The sequence below is a fragment of the Tautonia marina genome (genome assembly GCF_009177065.1).
In the GTDB taxonomy this organism is placed as follows: domain Bacteria; phylum Planctomycetota; class Planctomycetia; order Isosphaerales; family Isosphaeraceae; genus Tautonia; species Tautonia marina.
In genome coordinates this window covers 138,174-154,300 of record NZ_WEZF01000013.1, presented here as the reverse complement: position 1 = coordinate 154,300, position 16,127 = coordinate 138,174, and the positions used below count along the sequence as shown (strand labels likewise).

The window sequence follows — 16,127 nt, the reverse complement described above, 5'->3', positions numbered from 1 at the left end:
AATCGGTTGAAGTTACATGAACCCATTGAAGAAGGGATCTCGATCGAATTCTTCGCGAAGCCGGAGCTCCTGCGAGCGTTGCTTTCGGGCGAGCTCACGCGCGAATCGGCCGAGCGCCTCCGGGTCGTATCGGTCGACGAGTTCCTGGATGTCGGGGTAGAACATATCCTCGTGGACGATGTCCTTCCAGGAGGCGTCTTCCGCCGAGTAGAAGAGGGGATAGGCCCCTGGCTGTGCGTCCTGGTCGTTCCAGGTCTTGAATCGGCAGAGGAGCATGTCGCTGTTGACGACGTGCTCGACGACCCACCTCGGGTCGTAGAACCGTTCGCCCAGGCCGGGATCGACGGACCTGGCCGACGCCCTCGCCCGGTCGACCTGTTCCTGGGTCGACAAGAAACGCTCGGCACTGGGCCATTCGTCATCGCTGAAGACGAGGCAGATCAGCGGGCGATCCGCGCCGGACCCGATCTCCCGAGAGACGGGCAGCAGGACGGTCTCGACGAACAACCGGCTCCCGCCGCACCAGCTCGCGATGGTGAAGACATAGACATCCCGGCCCTCGGCGAGCATCTCGACCTCGTCGCCGAACTCGTTCTCGAGCACGAAGGGGGCCGGGGCGTTCCGGCCGAAGCCGAGCATCAAGGCCGCGACGACGATCCCGAACGCGGCCAGCCCCGCGAACCGGCGGAGGCGAGGGCTGCCGGTGGACGGGGGAGAGCCGGGCACCGGGCCCCCGCCCTTCGTGTCCCCCTTCGCGGCCTCCTTCCGGCTCGGATCCCGGCCGGGGTCCCAGTAGAGCTGCTGGACGCGGATCAGATCGTCGGCGATCTCCTGGAGTTCGTAGACGCGTCTGCATTTCTTGCAGAAGGCCGTCTTGCCGTGGACCATGGGAGGGTCGAAGGAAAACCTACCGCCGCATTCGCATGGCCAGTGGTTCATGTGCAGTTTCCTCGGTTCGAATCGGCGCGAATGCGCCAAGTGTATGTTTATCCTGAAGCGGAATCGTATGTCCAGGCTCGAATCCCCTGGAGCGCCTATCCGGGGCTGATTGCACGGGCGAGCTGAGTTGTCGAGTCCCCGGGCACGTTCGGTTTCCTGAACCTTCCCGGGGACCCCACACCTGCCAAGGTTGGCGAGGTCCGAGCGTCCCGGACCCCGCGTCGTTGGGCGACCACTCGCCCGAGATTGCCATACCCCGGATCACGGCGCGTGGACGGCCGGTCGGGGCTCGGAGGGCTTACCTGGGGAGTCGATTCGCCATCTGCTCGTACCGCTCCTTGAGCCCTCCCCAGAATCGCCTCGCATCTGCCGATTTCCGGTGCTTCGTGTACCGTTCATGGCACAGCGAGGCCGCCTTCAGCAGCGAGGCCCGCTTGAGGTTCGTGATCGCGCCGACCTTCTCGTCGAGGGAATTCCAGTCGTCCTCGCCGATCTCGATCGTCTTCTGCGTCAGCGTGGCGATGGTTTCTTCCGAAACCGCCTCTCCCGGCGCCCTCGCCTTCGGGAGGGCGGTGAGGAACTCATGCAGCACCGACCACGCGAGCAGTGTCGCCCCGTCGTCGGCGCGATCATGCAGGTCGTGGATCGCGATCAGCACCTCGACATCTCGGGCGTCGGGGTCGAAGCGGAGGTCGCTCGGCGGCGCGGCCACTGCTCCCGTGAGCAGCGAGGCGATCACCATCACCTGGGCGGGCACATTCGGGAACGAAATGATCATCGATCGTCCTTTCGTGTTAAGATCCGGGTGCGGTCGGGTTCGGGATCGAGCGAATGCTTCGTGGTGTCCGGGGCGGCCTCGTGGGGGGATTCAGCCGGTTGGCGATGGAATGCCCGGGCCGCGGTGTCTCGCGTCCGTTGCGGACGGCCGATGGAGAGGCCCGCAGGCCTCTCCATCGACTCCCGGCCCATCACCGTCGCCACGGCGGCGGCGTGGGCCGATCGAAACTTAGAAACGGCAAATAGGGCGGCGAAGCTTGCCCTCCCATGCCTTCCGAAGACGCTTCTCGGCCTTGGCCGCACCTTTCCGGACCCGGGTCTCGGCCTTGGCCGCGCCTTTCCGGACCCGGGTCTCGGCCTTGGCAGCCCCCTTGCGGAAGCGCTTCTCGCCCGCCGCAATGCTCTTGCGGGCATTCTTCTCAACCTTCTTGGCAACCTGGCTCGCGAACCCTCCGGCCTGGGCCGGGCTGGGGGCCATGAAGGCAACAACCGTCGCCAACGCCAGGACCCGAAGGGTCGTGTTCAGAGTCGGGAGAATCATCGGAAATGGGCTCCGTTCCGTGGGGAGCCCTGGGCTGAACCGCGTGGTTCATCGTCCCGGGACTCCTACCCACTCAACCGTCTGGCGGGCCGTTTCTTCCAAGTCGTGTTTTTCGTAAGTCTTCGAAATGAAATGGGATAAAATTTTATTTCTGGAATTTTTCGGCCCTGCTCCGTTCGTTGCGAGAGGGGGTGTCGGAGGCGTGTGATCGGGGTTTTGGCGCCTGAAACAGGCCTGAGCCCCGGGCCTTGTCGCGTCCTGCCTTCAGATTGCGAGCCTGCCGGGCGATCGCGGGACGGAGGCGGCCCGGCGCCTTCGATCGGGACGAACCGCGAGCGGTCCCGGGGTGTCGAGAGGTGGGGGCGCGACGCTCGGCCTTGCGAGGCCGGGAAGCGGCCCCGTAGACTGGTCATTCAATCGAGCCATCAACCGCGATGACGGCCCGAGGCCGGCGACTCGGCGAGCCGAGAGGGCTGTGGCCTCCCGGCCGGATCGCCGTCCTGCGCGGGACCGACCGCACCCGACTTATTCGAAGAGGAATCGATGTCCGAGACGAACCGCCCGGCCCGCGACCGCCACCGCCATCGCCACGTGCTCAGCGCCTTGGTGCAGAATCAGCCGGGAGTCCTGTCCCACATTTCCGGCATGCTCGCCTCGCGAGGCTACAACATCGACAGCCTGGCCGTGGGAGAGACCGAGGACCCGAACCTTTCCCGGATCACCTTCGTCGTCATCGGCGACGATAGCCAGCTGGAGCAGGTTCGCAAGCAGCTGGAGAAGATCGTCACGGTTGTCAAGGTCATCGACATTTCCCGAGAGGCGTTCGTCGAGCGCGACCTGATGCTCATTAAGGTCGATGCCTCTCCCGAGCGTCGGGCCGAGCTGCGCGGCCTGGTGCAGGACTTCCGAGGCCGGATCGTCGATGTCAGCCCCGAGCACCTGATCATCGAAGTCAGTGGCCAGGAGTCGAAGGTCGAGGCGTTTATCGAGCTGATGCGCCCCTACGGCATCCGGGAACTGGCCCGGACCGGCCGTATTGCCCTGGTCCGCTCCAGCCGTCCCGTGCGCACCGCCCCCGGCGAGGTGGTCGATGCGGACGACGAGCCCGAAGAAGTCGTCGGTCACTCGCAGCTCTGAGCCTTGCCGAGCCCGAGTCCGCTGAGTCCGTTCCCGAGGAGATTCTGGAGATGGGAGATGCGCCGTGTCGACCACACTCTTTCGGAAATCACTCGGGGTCGGCTCGTTCTCGATCCCGATTGTGCTGACGGGCCTGACCCTGGTTCCGTCCTCTGGATGTTCACGAGACCCCGTGCCGGTCGACGTTCCGGTTCCCGATCCCAGCCCTGCCGTCTCCAGAGGCGGGGCCAATGCTCCGGCACTTTCGGCGGCCGAACGGTATCTGACCATCCCTCCCTACGGGACGGAGCCGATCGACGAGAGCGGCTTTACCCTCGCGACCCGGTTCAGCGGACCGGTGGCGGATCGGGGTAACCTGGAGCAGGTGGTGGCGTCGATCCGGGGGAGGAACCGCCGGGGGATTGCGGCGCTTCAGGAGCAACGCGCGGCGATCGATCCGCAGAGTCTCGACGCTCCGCAACTGCGCGCGACGATCGAACGCGACATCGCGGTTCTGTTCCTCTACGAAGGAGCCTTCGATGAGGCCGAGGCATGGCTCGATCGCGCTGCAAGGTCGGCCGACAATCCGCTCGTGCCCGTCGGCTTGAGGCAGAACCTCCTGGCCCTTCGAGGGGTGGCGGCCCTGCGTCGAGGAGAGACGGAGAACTGCATCGGCTGCGTCGGCCCCTCGACCTGCCTCTGGCCGATCGCGCCGGGGGCCGTTCACATTCTGCCCGACGGGGCAAGCGAGGCGGCCGATCGGCTTTCGGAGTACCTTCGCCAGCGGCCGGATGACCTGGCGATGCACTGGGGCTTGCAACTGGCCCTCGACCTGCTCGGCCGAACCTCGGCGGGTGAGTCGGCCCGCGTCTTGCCCCTTCCGAGCCGAGACGACGACCGAACGCTTTCCCGGTTCTCGAATGTCTCCGAGGCCGCCGGGTTGCTCTCGGCTGGACCGGACATGGCCGGCGGCAGCGTTTTCGACGACTTCGACCGAGACGGCCTGCCCGACCTGTTCTGGACGAGCTACGAAACCGATCTTGGACCCCGCCTGTTCCTGAACAACGGAGACGGCACCTTCTCCGATGCCTCGTCTCGGTTCGGGCTCGATTCGCATGTGCTTGCGGTCAATTGTGCGCATGCCGATTTCGACAACGACGGGCATCTTGATGTTTTGCTCGTGCGAGGAGGCTGGGAAAATCCGGCGCCGATGACCTTGCTCCGCAACCTCGGCGGCGAGCGGTTCGAAGACGTGACCGCTCGGGCCGGCCTCACCCAACCGATCGCCAGTCAATCGGCCGCGTGGGGAGACTTCGACCGCGATGGGCACCTCGATCTGTTCGTCTGCGGCGAAGCACGCGGCGGCGATCTCGACGCCTCCCGGTTATTCCTCGATCCCGACGCCCTTCGCGGCGACGACCATCAGCGCCTCTGCCGGCTCTACCGCAATCGCGGCGATGGCTCGTTCACCGATGTCACCGCCGAGGCCGGCGTTGCCAACGCTCGATACGCCAAGGGGGCGAGCTGGGGAGACGTCGACAACGACGGATGGCCTGATCTCTACGTGTCCAACATGGCCGCCCCGAACCGGCTCTACCGGAACCTCGGCGACGGAACCTTCGAGGACATCGCCCCCCAGGCTGGTGTGCTCGGGCCAATCGACAGCTTCTCGTGCGGCTGGTTCGATTGCGACAACGACGGCCGGCTCGATCTGTTCGTCACCGACTACTCAGCCGATCTGCTCGGCTTCGTGCTCGATCAGGTCGAGGGTCCGGCGACCTCTCAGGAGCGATCGGTTCACAATCCCGGTCCCTACGACCTGTTTCTGGCGGAGCAGAGCGGTCCCCCGTCACTCCGGCTCTATCGAAACCTGGGCGACGGCACGTTCACCAATGTCGCCCCCGCGATGGGTCTTGGTCGCGTCTTCCTGCCGATGGGATCGAATTTCGGAGATCTCGACGGCGATGGCTGGATCGACCTTTACCTCGCCACCGGACGCCCCGGCTATTCGTACCTGATGCCCAACGTCCTCCTGCGCAACGATGCCGGCCGCCGGTTTGTTGACGCAACCGCCTCCAGCGGCACCGGCCACTTGCAAAAAGGGCATGGGGTGTCGATCGCCGATTTCAATGACGACGGTGCCGCCGATCTCTTTGTCCAACTCGGTGGCGCAGTGCCGGGAGACCGCTCCTACAACGCCCTCTTCCAGAACCCCGGACACGACCATCACTGGCTGACGCTCACGCTGATCGGCACCCGATCGAACCGCTCGGCCCTCGGTGCACGCATCACGATCACCCTGCGCGACCCCGACGGCTCGACCCGGTGGCTGCACCGTCTCGTTTCCGGCGGAACCAGCTTCGGCGGCAACGCCCTGAGCCAGACGATCGGCCTCGGCCACGCCTCGGGGATCGAGTCCGTCACGATCCGGTGGCCGGCGCTCGATGCTGCCGACCAGATTGTTCAAGACGTGCCGATGGACCAGGCCGTCGAGATCATCGAGCCGGCCGGCTGATCGGGTCGCCGCTCCTCTCCTTCAGCGGCGAGCCTCCAGCGCCTCGGCCACGTCGACGACGAGCCCCGGCCGGGAGATGTCGAGCCGTGGCCTGCTCTCCCCTGGCGAACCGGCCGTGCTTGCCGGCCCGTCGCTGGGTCGGGGCATGGCTCATCGATCGTCGTCGCGTCGGAGGTCTGTCGAAGACGGGCCAGCCGCCCCGATTCCGGCGGCCGGCTCCCGCGATCGTCAGCCGATCACGCCGTCGCCGACCTCTTCAACGCCGACCGTCGCCTCCGCACCGCCAGGCCGATCATCCCCAGTCCGCCCATGCCCGCCAGGGCGAGGCTCGACGGCTCGGGGATGAACTGGGCGGTGAAACCATGCTGCCTGCCATTCTCGTCGAAGGAGAAGCCGACGATTTTGCCGAAGTCGTTGACCCCCAGGGCGTAGGTGTCGAAGAGACCCCCGCCGGGATTCGAGACGCCGAAGGTCGTGACGCGGCCGCCGAGGTAGGCGAAGCCGAGGGTGCGGTTGAGCGAATCGACCATACTGCCGACGGCGAACTCCGCGCCGTCGCCTGCTCTCCCGATGGCTCCCTCGCCGCCGCCGCCGGCACCTCGCGCACCGTCCGTCTCTGGGACCCCCTTACCGGCCAGGGGCTGCTCACCCTCGACGGCCCCTCCGATCTGATCAACGGCCTGGCCTTCTCTCAGGACGGCTCTGCCTTAACCTGCACCGTTCACGACGGTTCCGTGTTCCTCTGGCGCACCGAGGTGGCGGGGGGGCTGCCCTGACGACTGGGACACCCCGGTGTTGTCCCGGTCCCCGCCTGTCGAAGGCTGTCGCGTGACTCAAGGCGGCGGGGGCTTCGTCGAGTCGCTGACCGGGATGCAAGCCTTCCCGGCGCCTGGAGGGTCAGGATGTCGGTCGATCTTCCCCCCGGCGGATGACCCATCTGGCGATCGGACCCGCTCTTATGGTAAGACAATCTCCCAAAGGTCGCGCGGCCGCGCGGGCGGGTCTTCGACCGCGCGCGACCAACTGATGAACACCATCGCGACCGCATCCCACCGTTTCGTGCAACCGCTGCCAGACTCCGACTGAGAGAGAAGGACACCCGCCCATGCCGGCGACGATGTATTACGACCAGGACGCCGACCTTGGTTTGCTCAAAGGCAAGACGATCAGCATTATCGGCTACGGCAGCCAGGGGCACGCCCACGCCCAGAACCTGAGGGACTCGGGCTGCACCGTCGTCGTCGGCCAGCGCCCCGGCTCGAAGAACTACGAGCTGGCCGTCGAGCACGGCTTCAAGCCCGTCTCGGCCGCCGAGGCCGCCGAGGCCGGCGACCTCGTCAACATCCTCCTGCCCGACGAGGTCCAGGCCGACGTCTACAACCGCGACATCAAGGGGAACCTCAAGCCGGGCAACCTCTTGCTCTGCTCGCACGGCTTTAACATCCACTTCGGCCAGGTCGAGCCTCCTTCGGGCGTCGATAGCGCCCTGGTCGCCCCGAAAGGCCCCGGCCACCTGGTCCGCAGCGAGTTCGAGAAAGGGGGCGGCGTCCCCTGCCTGATCGCCACCGGCGACGGCTGCTCCGAGCAAGGGAAGGCCCTGGCCCTGGCCTACGCCAAGGGAATCGGCGGCACCCGCGGCGGCGTGCTGGAAACCACCTTCGCCGAGGAGACCGAGACTGACCTGTTCGGTGAACAGGTGGTGCTTTGCGGCGGTGTCTCCGCCCTGGTGAAGATGGGCTTCGAAACGCTCGTCGAGGCCGGCTACCAGCCCGAAAGCGCCTACTTCGAGTGCCTGCACGAGCTGAAGCTCATCGTCGACCTGATGTACCAGGGCGGCCTGAACTACATGCGCTACAGCATCTCCAACACCGCCGAGTACGGCGACTACACCCGGGGCCCCCGGATCATCACCGAGGAGACCCGCAAGGAGATGAAGAAGATTCTCCACGAGATCCAGACCGGCCAGTTTGCCCGCGAGTGGATCTTGGAGAACCGAGCCGGTCAGCCCGGCTTCAAGGCCACCCGCCGCGTCGAACGCGAGCACCCGGTCGAGGAGGTCGGCAAGCGCCTCCGCAGCCTGATGACCTGGATCGACTCGAAGTCCGTCTGAGTTCGGATTTGAACCGCTCGCGCCGCCCTCCCGATCGAATCCAGGCAGGGCGGCGCCGCGGTGCTTTCACCCAAGGAGAGCGCGTGCCGATGATCTGCGTCGCCGTGACCTACGTCGTCAAGGAGGGCCGCGAGCAAGACGCCATCGCCTTCTTCCGCGACCTCATTCCCGCCACCCGCGCCGAGCCGGGCTGCCGGATGTACCTCGTCCACCGATCGACGACCGACCCTCGCCGCTTCTTCCTCTACGAACAGTACGACGACCAGGCCGCCCTCGACGCCCACCGCGCCGCCCCCCACTTCGCCCAGTACGTCGCCAACGGCCTGATCCCCCTGCTCGAAAGCCGCACTCCCGAGCTTTACGAGCCGCTCGACGTGTAAAGCCTGGTCAGGGGCCGTTCGGTCGGCCCCTGGAGCTTGGCCTGACGTTGCTCAGCGCACCACTTCAGGACGGGCTCGATCCCCCTCGATCACCTCCGGTAATCGCCAAACGTGCGAGCCGTCCCGGTCGGTAAAGTAGAGCGATGAGGGAGACGGCTCCCACGCGCTGCCGTCGGCCCAGAGGCCGTAAAAATCCGCATGGGCATTCAACGGACGACGCACATACGTGTGATTGTATGCGCTTTCGCTCGTCAGGGTCTTGGCCCGATTCCAGTTCGCTCCCTGGTCGTGACTCGTCCACATGACGATCTCGCCCCCCGTGCCGAAGGGCTGAGGGCCGGGGTCGGTCGGGGCAATGAGCCGCCAGGTGCCGTCGGCCTCGACGTAGAGCGAACCGAAGTCGTAGTTGTGATCGGAGGTCGTGACCGGCCGGATCTCCCAATCCGATCCCGTCCAGCGCGCCGTTTGCCAGGTCCTCGGGCCGTTGTCGGGGCCCGACTCGTAGCCGAGTGTTGTCAGGTAGAGGAGGATCGGGTGGCCGTCAGCATCGAATTGGAGGTCCTTTAAATAAACGAGCAATCCTTCGGCTTCATAATCATGCACCAGGGCAGGATGATCGCGGTCGATCAGCGGCAATTCGACGGGGGAACCATCCACGGTGGTCCAGGTGGTGCCGGCGTCGTCGGTTTGGACGTAATAGAGATTTGTGCGAGCGTTCAGGCCCACGGGTTCGGGGTGGTAGTTGAAGGCGGTGCCAACGGTCTTGCCGTGCTTCCAGCTCACCTGATAGTGCCCCTTGGCCATGGCTGCGAGCCGCTGAGGTTCCGACCACTCCCGGCCGTCGGGGCTTGTCATCCAGTGCAGGATGCGTCGGCCACCTTGATACCGCGTGTGAAGAAACAGGAAGCCCTTGTCCTTGCCCAGAAACCAGGGCTGACCGTACGAGAAGTTTGTCTCGCTCACAAGTTCGAAGGCGTCGATGTCGAAGGGCCTGACGCTCCGATGCACGAACGCCGGCCTTCCCGTGCCGTGCGCGTTTGAAAAGACCCACAAATGCCCCTCGTCGTCGAGACTGAGAACGGGGTTGTCGTGGGCATCCGTCGTCTTCTTGTCGAGCAGAATCGTCGGCTTCGGCACCGTTCCGCTTGCATGATCATACGCGCCGACCATGATAAGGAGCCGGTTTTCTTCCGCCGGACGACCACCGAAGACGAAAAAGGTTGTGTCCACTTCTTCCGCATAAAGCGCGATCGGGAGATGTTGCTGCGGATAGGTGGCAAATCCGCCGCTATACTTGTATCGGTACTCGTCGTTCGACGGTTGGTTGAAATACCAGATCCCCCGGTATCCTTCCGCCTTCTTCAAAGATTCCGGTTCCTCCCGCGCGATCGCGTTCGCGGCCATCGCCGCCACCATCAGCACCGCTCCCGCCGTCATTCGTTGGGCCAACCGCATGCGTCTTCTCCCTGTCTCTTCTCTCTGTTCTCGTAGTTATCGGTGTTTCATCTGTGTTTCATCCGTGGCTCATGATCCCTGCGCTCTCACCCAATGAGGTTTGCCCCGACCCCGATCGTCCGGGGCGGGACAGAGCATCTCGTCTCAGTCTTCCTTGGTTCGCTGCGAGAGCAGGTAGGCGATCAGCTGGTGAAACTCCTCCTCCGGAATCCGTTCACCGAAGTTCGCGGGCATGGGAGAGAGGGACGAGGTGAGCCGCTCCTCAACCTCATCGGCCGGAATGCGCTGGGATTTCCCCTCGGCATCGGCCAGAACCAGGACGTCCCCTTCCTCGGCCAGCAAGAGGCCCGTCAAGACCCGGCCATCGCTCAGGCCAAGCGTGGTGGTGCGAAACGCCTGATCAACATTCAGGTTTGGGTTCAGGATGTCTTCCAGCACGCGGAGCGGCCCCCGGATACCCACACCATCGAGCTGCGGTCCAACCTCGGCCCCGTCGCTGCCGATCTTGTGGCACCCCGCGCAGTATTCGGTAAAGACCGCGCGGCCGGCCTCGGCGTCGGGCATCGATTTCAGAGAGGAAAATCGCGTTAATCGTTCATCAATGAACTTCCTGAGCCCCTCGTCTGCCGGTGGCAAGCCGGCGGTCAGGGCCTCGATCCGCGAAGCCATCGCCTCGACTCCCGCGTTGGTCATCCGGATCTGTACCGGCGGTTCGCGCAGCAACTCCGCGGGGGCGCGGCCCTCCTCGACGCTCTTGAGCAACGCCTCGGCCCCGGTCTGAGTGGCCGAGAGGGTGACGGCGATCGTCCGTTGCAGGCGGCTTGGCGCGATTGCCAGCACCTCCAGCAACACCGCGTCTGCGTCGGGGCGTCCCGTACGGCCGAGCGCCTCGGCGGCCCGGTCTCGGATCGAAGGAGCGTCATCGACCGCTTCGAGCAGCGTGGCCAGCGGCTCGACCGCTCCGGCCGGATCCATCGATGCTCTTGCGTCGATCGCTGCCAGCCGCAGCGGTTCGGCGGTGTTCCGATCGAGCAACATCGATTCGAGCGTTCCGGCCTTCGCACCGAGGCGGAGCGTGCCCGTCACCTCGATTCCGTCGAGCCGGTCGCGGTCCTCGCTCGATGCCAGCAAGGCCCCGGCCACCTCCTCCGCCCAGGATCGTGACGCGTCGTCGAGCCGATTGCCGCGTGCCTGTACGCCTCGGTGAATCGCTCGCAACAGGGCGAGGCTCTGCCGCAGATCCCCTTCCGAGGCCGACCGGGCAAACTCTCTCGCATCCGCCTGCGACGATTCCTCGCCATAGCGGGCGATATGCTCGACGAATCGTGATGCATCGCCAACCGCCTCCGGGTTCGCTCGCAGGTGATCGAGCAGGAACGACGCGGCTTCAACCGTTGGGACACCGAGCGACATCTCGGCAATTTTCGATCGGTCTGCCTCCGTCAAGGGATTGGGAAGGCGGGCCCAGGCGTCGGCCGATCGGAGCTGATCACGCAAGGCCATCCGGACGACGTGGACCAGGTGCGTGTCGTCTGGATCGGCCGCGCTCCAGGCATCCAGCAGAGGAGCGATCTGCGACGGGGCCGGATGCCGTCCCATTGCGTCGGCCGCGGCGCGGCGGACGAACGGGTCGGAATCACCCAGGCGGTTACGAACCGCGGCACCCTGGGCATCGTCCCACGCCGATCGCTCGGCCAGGATTTTCACGGCGTGCGTCCGGACGGCGCGGTCCTCGTCGGCCAGGGCCGCCGCGAGCCGATCCTCCGGCAAGGCCCCGCGACGATCGAGTGCCCAGAGAGCATGCACTCGCCGTTCGGACGATGTCGCGTCAGTCACAGCCGCGAGCAAGGCCGGAACGATCGCTTCGGCGTCGGGCCGACTGGCCAGTTCGTCCGTGGCCCGCAGGCGGACGGTCAGATTGGGATGGCTTAGGTCGTCGATCAGGTCGGCCACGCTCGCCGCTCCCCAGTCGGCTCGGGGCATGGTCGGCGGCGGGTTCGATCCGTCCCCGCCGACGTAGACGACGCGCCAGATTCTCCCTCGGTCCCGGTCGCGGCCGGGATGGGTCAACGGCACTTCATAATGGCCGATGATTCGATTGTAGAAGTCGGCAATGTAAAGTGCGCCGTCGGGTCCAAGCTCGATATCGACCGGCCGGAACCACGGGTCATCGCTGATGATGAAGTCCGGCTGCTCGATGGCTGTCGGGCTGGAACCGGCCCATGAGATGCGGTCGTGGTTGACCCGAGCCGTCACCGGGTTGCCGACAAAGATCGTGCCGCGCCATTCTTCGGGAAAGTGGTCGGCCTCGTAGTACGAAATCCCCGCAATGCCTGTTGATCCGTGCAAGTGTTCCATCACCGCCGGGCCAAAGCCGAGGCCGTCGTGCGGCTTGCCGAAGCTCGGATAATAGGCCCCCCGCAAGAGGTGGTAGATGGGCAATGTGTGGCAGTCGCACGACCAGAGGTTCCCGAGCGGATCAAGCGCCAGTCCGAACGGGTTGACCTGGCCCCAGGTCCACTGCTCAATCGCCGAGCCATCAGGGCGGAACCGGTAGGTGTTGCCCGACTGCATCGTGATTTCTTCGCCGTCCTTCGCCTCGACGGTCGAGGTATTCGAGAAGCCGTGGCAGGCGTAGATCCAGCCGTCGAACCCGAGGGTAAACGCGTTGGTCATGCCGTGCGTATCCTGAAACCCATACTCGCGCAAGACGACTTCGCGCTCATCGGCCTTGCCGTCGCCATCCGTGTCCGTCAGGCGGAGGATGTGCGGGATGCTGTGAACCAGGGCCTCGTTCGACGACAGCGGCAAGAGGCCGATCGGGATGGTCAGGTCTTCGGCGAATTGCGTGACCGACCGCGCCCGGCCATCGGGGCCGAAGTCGCTCAAAATCGTCACGCGATCACGTCCGGGGGCCCCATCCTCGGGAGGGAAGGGATACTCGATCGACGAGGTCACCCAGAGCCGCCCTTGCTCGTCGAAGGCGAGATTCATGGGCTTGTAGATATCAGGTTCCGACGCGACGAGCTGAATCTCGAACCCCGGAGGCAAGCGCAATGCCTGGCGTTCCTCCTCGGGCGTCTTCGGGTCGGTCTCGGCGACAAGGTCCTGGGCCATTCCGGCCCCCGGTGCGAGAAGCACCCCCAGGACAAGGGCCGCGGCGGTCGCGAGCAGTCGCATCAATCTCCGGCTCCGGTTCAATGGTGGTCCGTCGGGCGGTTGGTTCGGGTCGGTGAGCGATCAACGGGGAGGTAACAGGTCGAGCACGCGAAGGCGTCCGACCTCTCGGCCGTCTATGACGACGGGGATGTCGTCCGATTCGGAATAGACCGATGTTCGTTGATAAGTTCCGTGGTTCGGGATGTCATGCGCCTCGATCCGCCGACCCTTCAGGTCAACGATCCAGTACGCTTGAACCCCTTCGCGAGCGAAGTCGTCAGCCTGGTCCCGGTCCAGTGCGATCGACGAATCGGCGACTTCGACCACCAGGACCAGGTCGGCCGTCGTCGGGAAGTTGTCGGGGTAATCCTCCGGTCGACCCCGAAGGACGGCCAGGTCGGGCTCGGGCGTACTGTGCTCGGTACGCATCGCCACGGGCTGTTCCTGCTGGACGTGAAGCCCGGGCGGGATCACCGATTCCAGGGCTCTCCGTGAGCGATCGACGGTGATCGAATGTGGGCGGTTCGGGGCCATCCGCCGGGCGAGCCTCCCTTTCCAGAGGTAAACCGGTTCCTTCTCGCCGATGATCCCCGAGCGCACCATCGCGCGGAACATCGCCACGGTGATCGGCTGCAATGGCGGCTCGGCGGAGGTGGTGACCGAAGCGGTCGTCGGCATGGCGGCCTGTCCTTCGATGCCTCGCGAGGCGGGTCGAGCGTTCTGTGGTGATCGGTCCGAACCTTCGACCTGTTGACCCATCACGTTCGAGTGTATCGCACCCGGACCGGTCGGACCACCCGCCTTGATGCGTGACCGATTCGGTTACAATGGCATCGAATTGCCCGATCGCTCCCTCGGCTTCGACCGGCGTTCTTCCGTTCCCAGTCTTCCCGTGTCCCCACCGGAGCCCGACCATGGCGACCGCCACCGAAACCACGGTCCTGAGCCGCTCGACCACCGAGGCCGATCTCTTACGAGATGAGCCCGAAGGGCTTTACGAGGTGATCGATGAGCAGATTGTGGAGAAGCCGCCGATGGGAGCGTTTGAAGCCTGGGTTGCCTCCGTCTTGTTTCGCGGGTTGGTCACAAACTCACAGGTGGTCGAACAGGGCCGCGTTGCCAGCGAGCTCCTGTTTCGGCTCGATGCCGAGCGGCGCCTCGACCGACGTCCAGACCTGGCCTTCATCTCGTTTGATCGCTGGCCCAAGGCTCGACCCGTTCCCCGGGCCGCCGCCTGGGAGGTCGTGCCCGATCTGGCGATTGAGGTCATCAGTCCGAGCAACAAGACAGCCGACGACCTCCGCGCCGTCGAGGACTACTTCCGAGCCGGCACTCGCCAGGTCTGGCTCGTCGTGCCGGGAGTCAACCGCGTTTACGTGTTCACCTCTCCTACTTCGGTGACAATTCGATCCCTCGGCGAATCGCTCGACGGCGGTGATCTGCTCCCCGGCTTTTCCCTCTCGGTGCTCGAACTGTTCGGCGATGCGAATGCGTGAACTCAGAAGGTCGTCGGTTGCTCACCCTTGCCCCGGATGATCCGACAACGAATGGAGCGCCCCGCCATGATCGAGGACCTCTTGCGACGGCTCGGCATTCACGATGGTCATTCCGGCGTCTGGGCGGGATCGTGGATCGATCAGCCTGGAGGGGAACTGATTCCCTCAATCAACCCGAGCACCGGCGAGCCGATTGCCTCAATCGTCGGGGCCTCGATCGCCGATTACGACCGCGCCGTCGATCGTTCGCTCGATGCCTTCCGACGCTGGCGAACCGTACCGCCGCCGCATCGCGGTGAGATCGTCCGGCTGATCGGCAACGCCTTGCGCGAGCATAAGGACGATCTCGGCCTGCTTGTCAGCCTTGAGGTGGGCAAGGTTCGATCCGAAGGCCTGGGCGAGGTCCAGGAGATGATCGACATGGCCGACTTTGCCGTCGGTCTTTCCCGGCAGCTCTACGGATTGACGATTGCCACCGAACGTCCCGACCATCGGATGTTCGAGCAATGGCTTCCCCTCGGGCCGGTGGGCATTATCACCGCCTTTAACTTTCCGGTCGCCGTCTGGGCCTGGAATGCAATGATCGCGGCCGTTTGCGGCAACAGTATGATCTGGAAGCCGTCGCCGCAGGCCCCCTTGACCAGCCTCGCTGTGCAACATCTGGTCAATCAGATTCTCAGCAAGACTGAGTATGACGGTGTGTTCAACCTTGCCGTCGGTGGTGCCGAGTTGGGCGCTCGGATGGCCGACGATGAGCGATTGCCCCTCGTTTCGGCCACGGGCAGCGTGGCGATGGGCAAGGCGATTGCGCCGAGGATTGCGGGTCGCCTTGGCCGGAGCCTGCTGGAACTGGGTGGCAACAACGGGATCATCGTCACCCCCCGAGCGAACCTCGACCTGGCCCTTCGGGCGGTCGCCTTCGCCGCTGTCGGCACGGCAGGACAGCGCTGCACCACCCTCAGACGGTTGATCATTCACGAGTCGATCGCTGAGGGCTTCGTCGATCGGCTGGCGGCGGCCTATCGGTCGTTCCCGATCGGCAACCCCTGGGACGAAGGGGTCCTGGTTGGGCCGCTCATCAGCGAGGCGGCCGTCGCGGCCATGCTCCGCGCCGTCGAGGCCGCGGAGGCTCAAGGGGGGGAGGTCATTTGCGGAGGCCGCCGTGTCGATCGCCCCGGCTTCTTCGTCGAGCCGACCCTGATTCGGGCCAGGGCCGACATGCCGATCGTCCGTCAGGAAACCTTTGCCCCAATCCTTTATGTGATGACCTACGCCGATCTTGACGAAGCCATCGCCTTGCACAATTCCGTGGCCGAGGGGCTTTCGTCGGCCATCTTCACCGACGATTTGCGCGAGGCCGAACGATTCCTCTCGGCCAAGGGCTCCGATTGCGGCATCGCCAACGTCAACATCGGCACCTCCGGCGCCGAGATCGGCGGAGCCTTCGGCGGCGAGAAGGCCACCGGCGGCGGTCGCGAGGCCGGCTCCGACTCCTGGAAAGCCTACATGCGCCGCCAGACCTGCACCGTCAATTCCGGCTCGTCCCTTCCCCTGGCCCAGGGGGTCCAGTTCCCGATCGCCCCGTGAGGCTGACACCGCGACAGCCGACACGCGCCGAGGTGCGCGTGTCGACCGCCGA

Annotated in this window: 15 protein-coding genes; 7 read left to right on the top strand and 8 right to left on the bottom strand. The window is 65.3% G+C overall.

Features of this window, described 5'->3' with window-relative positions; all coding sequences use genetic code 11:
- Window positions 1-12: 12 nt before the first annotated feature.
- The 3 genes from GA615_RS16730 to GA615_RS16720 all read right to left on the bottom strand — a co-directional run bounded on the left by GA615_RS16730 (window position 13) and on the right by GA615_RS16720 (window position 2,257).
- The gene (locus GA615_RS16730) at window positions 13-939 is read right to left on the bottom strand and encodes a hypothetical protein (protein ID WP_152052459.1); all 927 of its coding nucleotides are present in this window, start codon (window positions 937-939) and stop codon (window positions 13-15) included.
- 298 nt (window positions 940-1,237) lie between these two features.
- Window positions 1,238-1,717 (bottom strand): hypothetical protein, encoded by a 480-nt coding sequence (locus GA615_RS16725; RefSeq protein ID WP_152052458.1) that lies wholly within the window; start codon window positions 1,715-1,717, stop codon window positions 1,238-1,240.
- 228 nt (window positions 1,718-1,945) lie between these two features.
- The gene (locus GA615_RS16720; RefSeq protein ID WP_152052457.1) at window positions 1,946-2,257 is read right to left on the bottom strand and encodes a hypothetical protein; all 312 of its coding nucleotides are present in this window, start codon (window positions 2,255-2,257) and stop codon (window positions 1,946-1,948) included.
- 543 nt (window positions 2,258-2,800) lie between these two features.
- Here GA615_RS16720 and ilvN point away from each other — a divergent pair.
- Window positions 2,801-3,394 carry an acetolactate synthase small subunit gene (ilvN, locus tag GA615_RS16715; protein ID WP_152052456.1) on the top strand — a complete coding sequence of 198 codons (594 nt, stop codon included), beginning with the start codon at window positions 2,801-2,803 and terminating at the stop codon, window positions 3,392-3,394.
- 64 nt (window positions 3,395-3,458) lie between these two features.
- A complete protein-coding gene (locus GA615_RS16710) occupies window positions 3,459-5,888 on the top strand; it encodes a CRTAC1 family protein (RefSeq protein WP_152052455.1) in 2,430 nt (809 codons plus the stop codon).
- Window positions 5,889-5,909: 21 nt separating this feature from the next.
- On the opposite strand, the gene GA615_RS28750 is transcribed toward GA615_RS16710, so the two are convergent.
- Both GA615_RS28750 and GA615_RS28745 read right to left on the bottom strand, forming a co-directional pair.
- Complete coding sequence (locus tag GA615_RS28750; protein ID WP_390622241.1) at window positions 5,910-6,035, bottom strand: hypothetical protein; 126 nt, start codon at window positions 6,033-6,035, stop codon at window positions 5,910-5,912.
- Window positions 6,036-6,124: 89 nt separating this feature from the next.
- Window positions 6,125-6,208, bottom strand: coding sequence for a hypothetical protein (locus tag GA615_RS28745; RefSeq protein ID WP_390622242.1), 84 nt, complete (start codon window positions 6,206-6,208; stop codon window positions 6,125-6,127).
- Between the two features lie 42 nt (window positions 6,209-6,250).
- Between GA615_RS28745 and GA615_RS28740 the strand changes: the two genes are divergently transcribed.
- The 3 genes from GA615_RS28740 (at window position 6,251) to GA615_RS16690 (ending at window position 8,378) form a co-directional block, all read left to right on the top strand.
- Window positions 6,251-6,664 (top strand): WD40 repeat domain-containing protein, encoded by a 414-nt coding sequence (locus tag GA615_RS28740; protein WP_152052453.1) that lies wholly within the window; start codon window positions 6,251-6,253, stop codon window positions 6,662-6,664.
- Window positions 6,665-6,993: 329 nt separating this feature from the next.
- Window positions 6,994-7,998 (top strand): ketol-acid reductoisomerase, encoded by a 1,005-nt coding sequence (gene ilvC, locus GA615_RS16695; RefSeq protein ID WP_152052452.1) that lies wholly within the window; start codon window positions 6,994-6,996, stop codon window positions 7,996-7,998.
- Between the two features lie 89 nt (window positions 7,999-8,087).
- Window positions 8,088-8,378: a putative quinol monooxygenase gene (locus GA615_RS16690; RefSeq protein WP_152052451.1), complete on the top strand. Its 291-nt coding sequence runs from the start codon at window positions 8,088-8,090 to the stop codon at window positions 8,376-8,378.
- A 51-nt stretch (window positions 8,379-8,429) separates the two neighbouring features.
- Here GA615_RS16690 and GA615_RS16685 read toward each other — a convergent pair whose 3' ends face one another.
- The 3 genes from GA615_RS16685 to GA615_RS16675 all read right to left on the bottom strand — a co-directional run bounded on the left by GA615_RS16685 (window position 8,430) and on the right by GA615_RS16675 (window position 13,670).
- Window positions 8,430-9,833: a BNR-4 repeat-containing protein gene (locus GA615_RS16685; RefSeq protein ID WP_152052450.1), complete on the bottom strand. Its 1,404-nt coding sequence runs from the start codon at window positions 9,831-9,833 to the stop codon at window positions 8,430-8,432.
- Between the two features lie 144 nt (window positions 9,834-9,977).
- On the bottom strand, window positions 9,978-13,013 hold the full coding sequence (locus GA615_RS16680) for a PVC-type heme-binding CxxCH protein (protein WP_152052449.1): 3,036 nt from the start codon (window positions 13,011-13,013) through the stop codon (window positions 9,978-9,980).
- A gap of 60 nt (window positions 13,014-13,073) precedes the next feature.
- Window positions 13,074-13,670 carry a Uma2 family endonuclease gene (locus GA615_RS16675; protein WP_161602386.1) on the bottom strand — a complete coding sequence of 199 codons (597 nt, stop codon included), beginning with the start codon at window positions 13,668-13,670 and terminating at the stop codon, window positions 13,074-13,076.
- A 236-nt stretch (window positions 13,671-13,906) separates the two neighbouring features.
- Here GA615_RS16675 and GA615_RS16670 point away from each other — a divergent pair, with 236 nt between their 5' ends.
- Complete coding sequence (locus GA615_RS16670) at window positions 13,907-14,488, top strand: Uma2 family endonuclease (protein WP_152052447.1); 582 nt, start codon at window positions 13,907-13,909, stop codon at window positions 14,486-14,488.
- Window positions 14,489-14,554: 66 nt separating this feature from the next.
- Entirely contained in the window at window positions 14,555-16,075 is a 1,521-nt protein-coding gene (gene amaB / locus GA615_RS16665; RefSeq protein ID WP_152052446.1) for an L-piperidine-6-carboxylate dehydrogenase, read from the top strand.
- The last annotated feature ends 52 nt before the right edge of the window (window positions 16,076-16,127 follow it).

Excerpts from the sequence above, each read along its gene's own strand:
- GA615_RS16730 (WP_152052459.1), bottom strand. The coding sequence starts at position 939 with ATGAACCACTGGCCATGCGAATGCGGCGGTAGGTTTTCCTTCGACCCT.
- GA615_RS16725 (WP_152052458.1), bottom strand. The coding sequence starts at position 1,717 with ATGATCATTTCGTTCCCGAATGTGCCCGCCCAGGTGATGGTGATCGCC.
- GA615_RS16720 (WP_152052457.1), bottom strand. The coding sequence starts at position 2,257 with ATGATTCTCCCGACTCTGAACACGACCCTTCGGGTCCTGGCGTTGGCG.
- ilvN (WP_152052456.1), top strand. The coding sequence starts at position 2,801 with ATGTCCGAGACGAACCGCCCGGCCCGCGACCGCCACCGCCATCGCCAC.
- GA615_RS28750 (WP_390622241.1), bottom strand. The coding sequence starts at position 6,035 with ATGCCCCGACCCAGCGACGGGCCGGCAAGCACGGCCGGTTCGCCAGGG.
- GA615_RS28740 (WP_152052453.1), top strand. The coding sequence starts at position 6,251 with ATGCTGCCTGCCATTCTCGTCGAAGGAGAAGCCGACGATTTTGCCGAA.
- ilvC (WP_152052452.1), top strand. The coding sequence starts at position 6,994 with ATGCCGGCGACGATGTATTACGACCAGGACGCCGACCTTGGTTTGCTC.
- GA615_RS16690 (WP_152052451.1), top strand. The coding sequence starts at position 8,088 with ATGATCTGCGTCGCCGTGACCTACGTCGTCAAGGAGGGCCGCGAGCAA.
- GA615_RS16685 (WP_152052450.1), bottom strand. The coding sequence starts at position 9,833 with ATGCGGTTGGCCCAACGAATGACGGCGGGAGCGGTGCTGATGGTGGCG.
- GA615_RS16680 (WP_152052449.1), bottom strand. The coding sequence starts at position 13,013 with ATGCGACTGCTCGCGACCGCCGCGGCCCTTGTCCTGGGGGTGCTTCTC.
- GA615_RS16675 (WP_161602386.1), bottom strand. The coding sequence starts at position 13,670 with ATGCCGACGACCGCTTCGGTCACCACCTCCGCCGAGCCGCCATTGCAG.
- GA615_RS16670 (WP_152052447.1), top strand. The coding sequence starts at position 13,907 with ATGGCGACCGCCACCGAAACCACGGTCCTGAGCCGCTCGACCACCGAG.
- amaB (WP_152052446.1), top strand. The coding sequence starts at position 14,555 with ATGATCGAGGACCTCTTGCGACGGCTCGGCATTCACGATGGTCATTCC.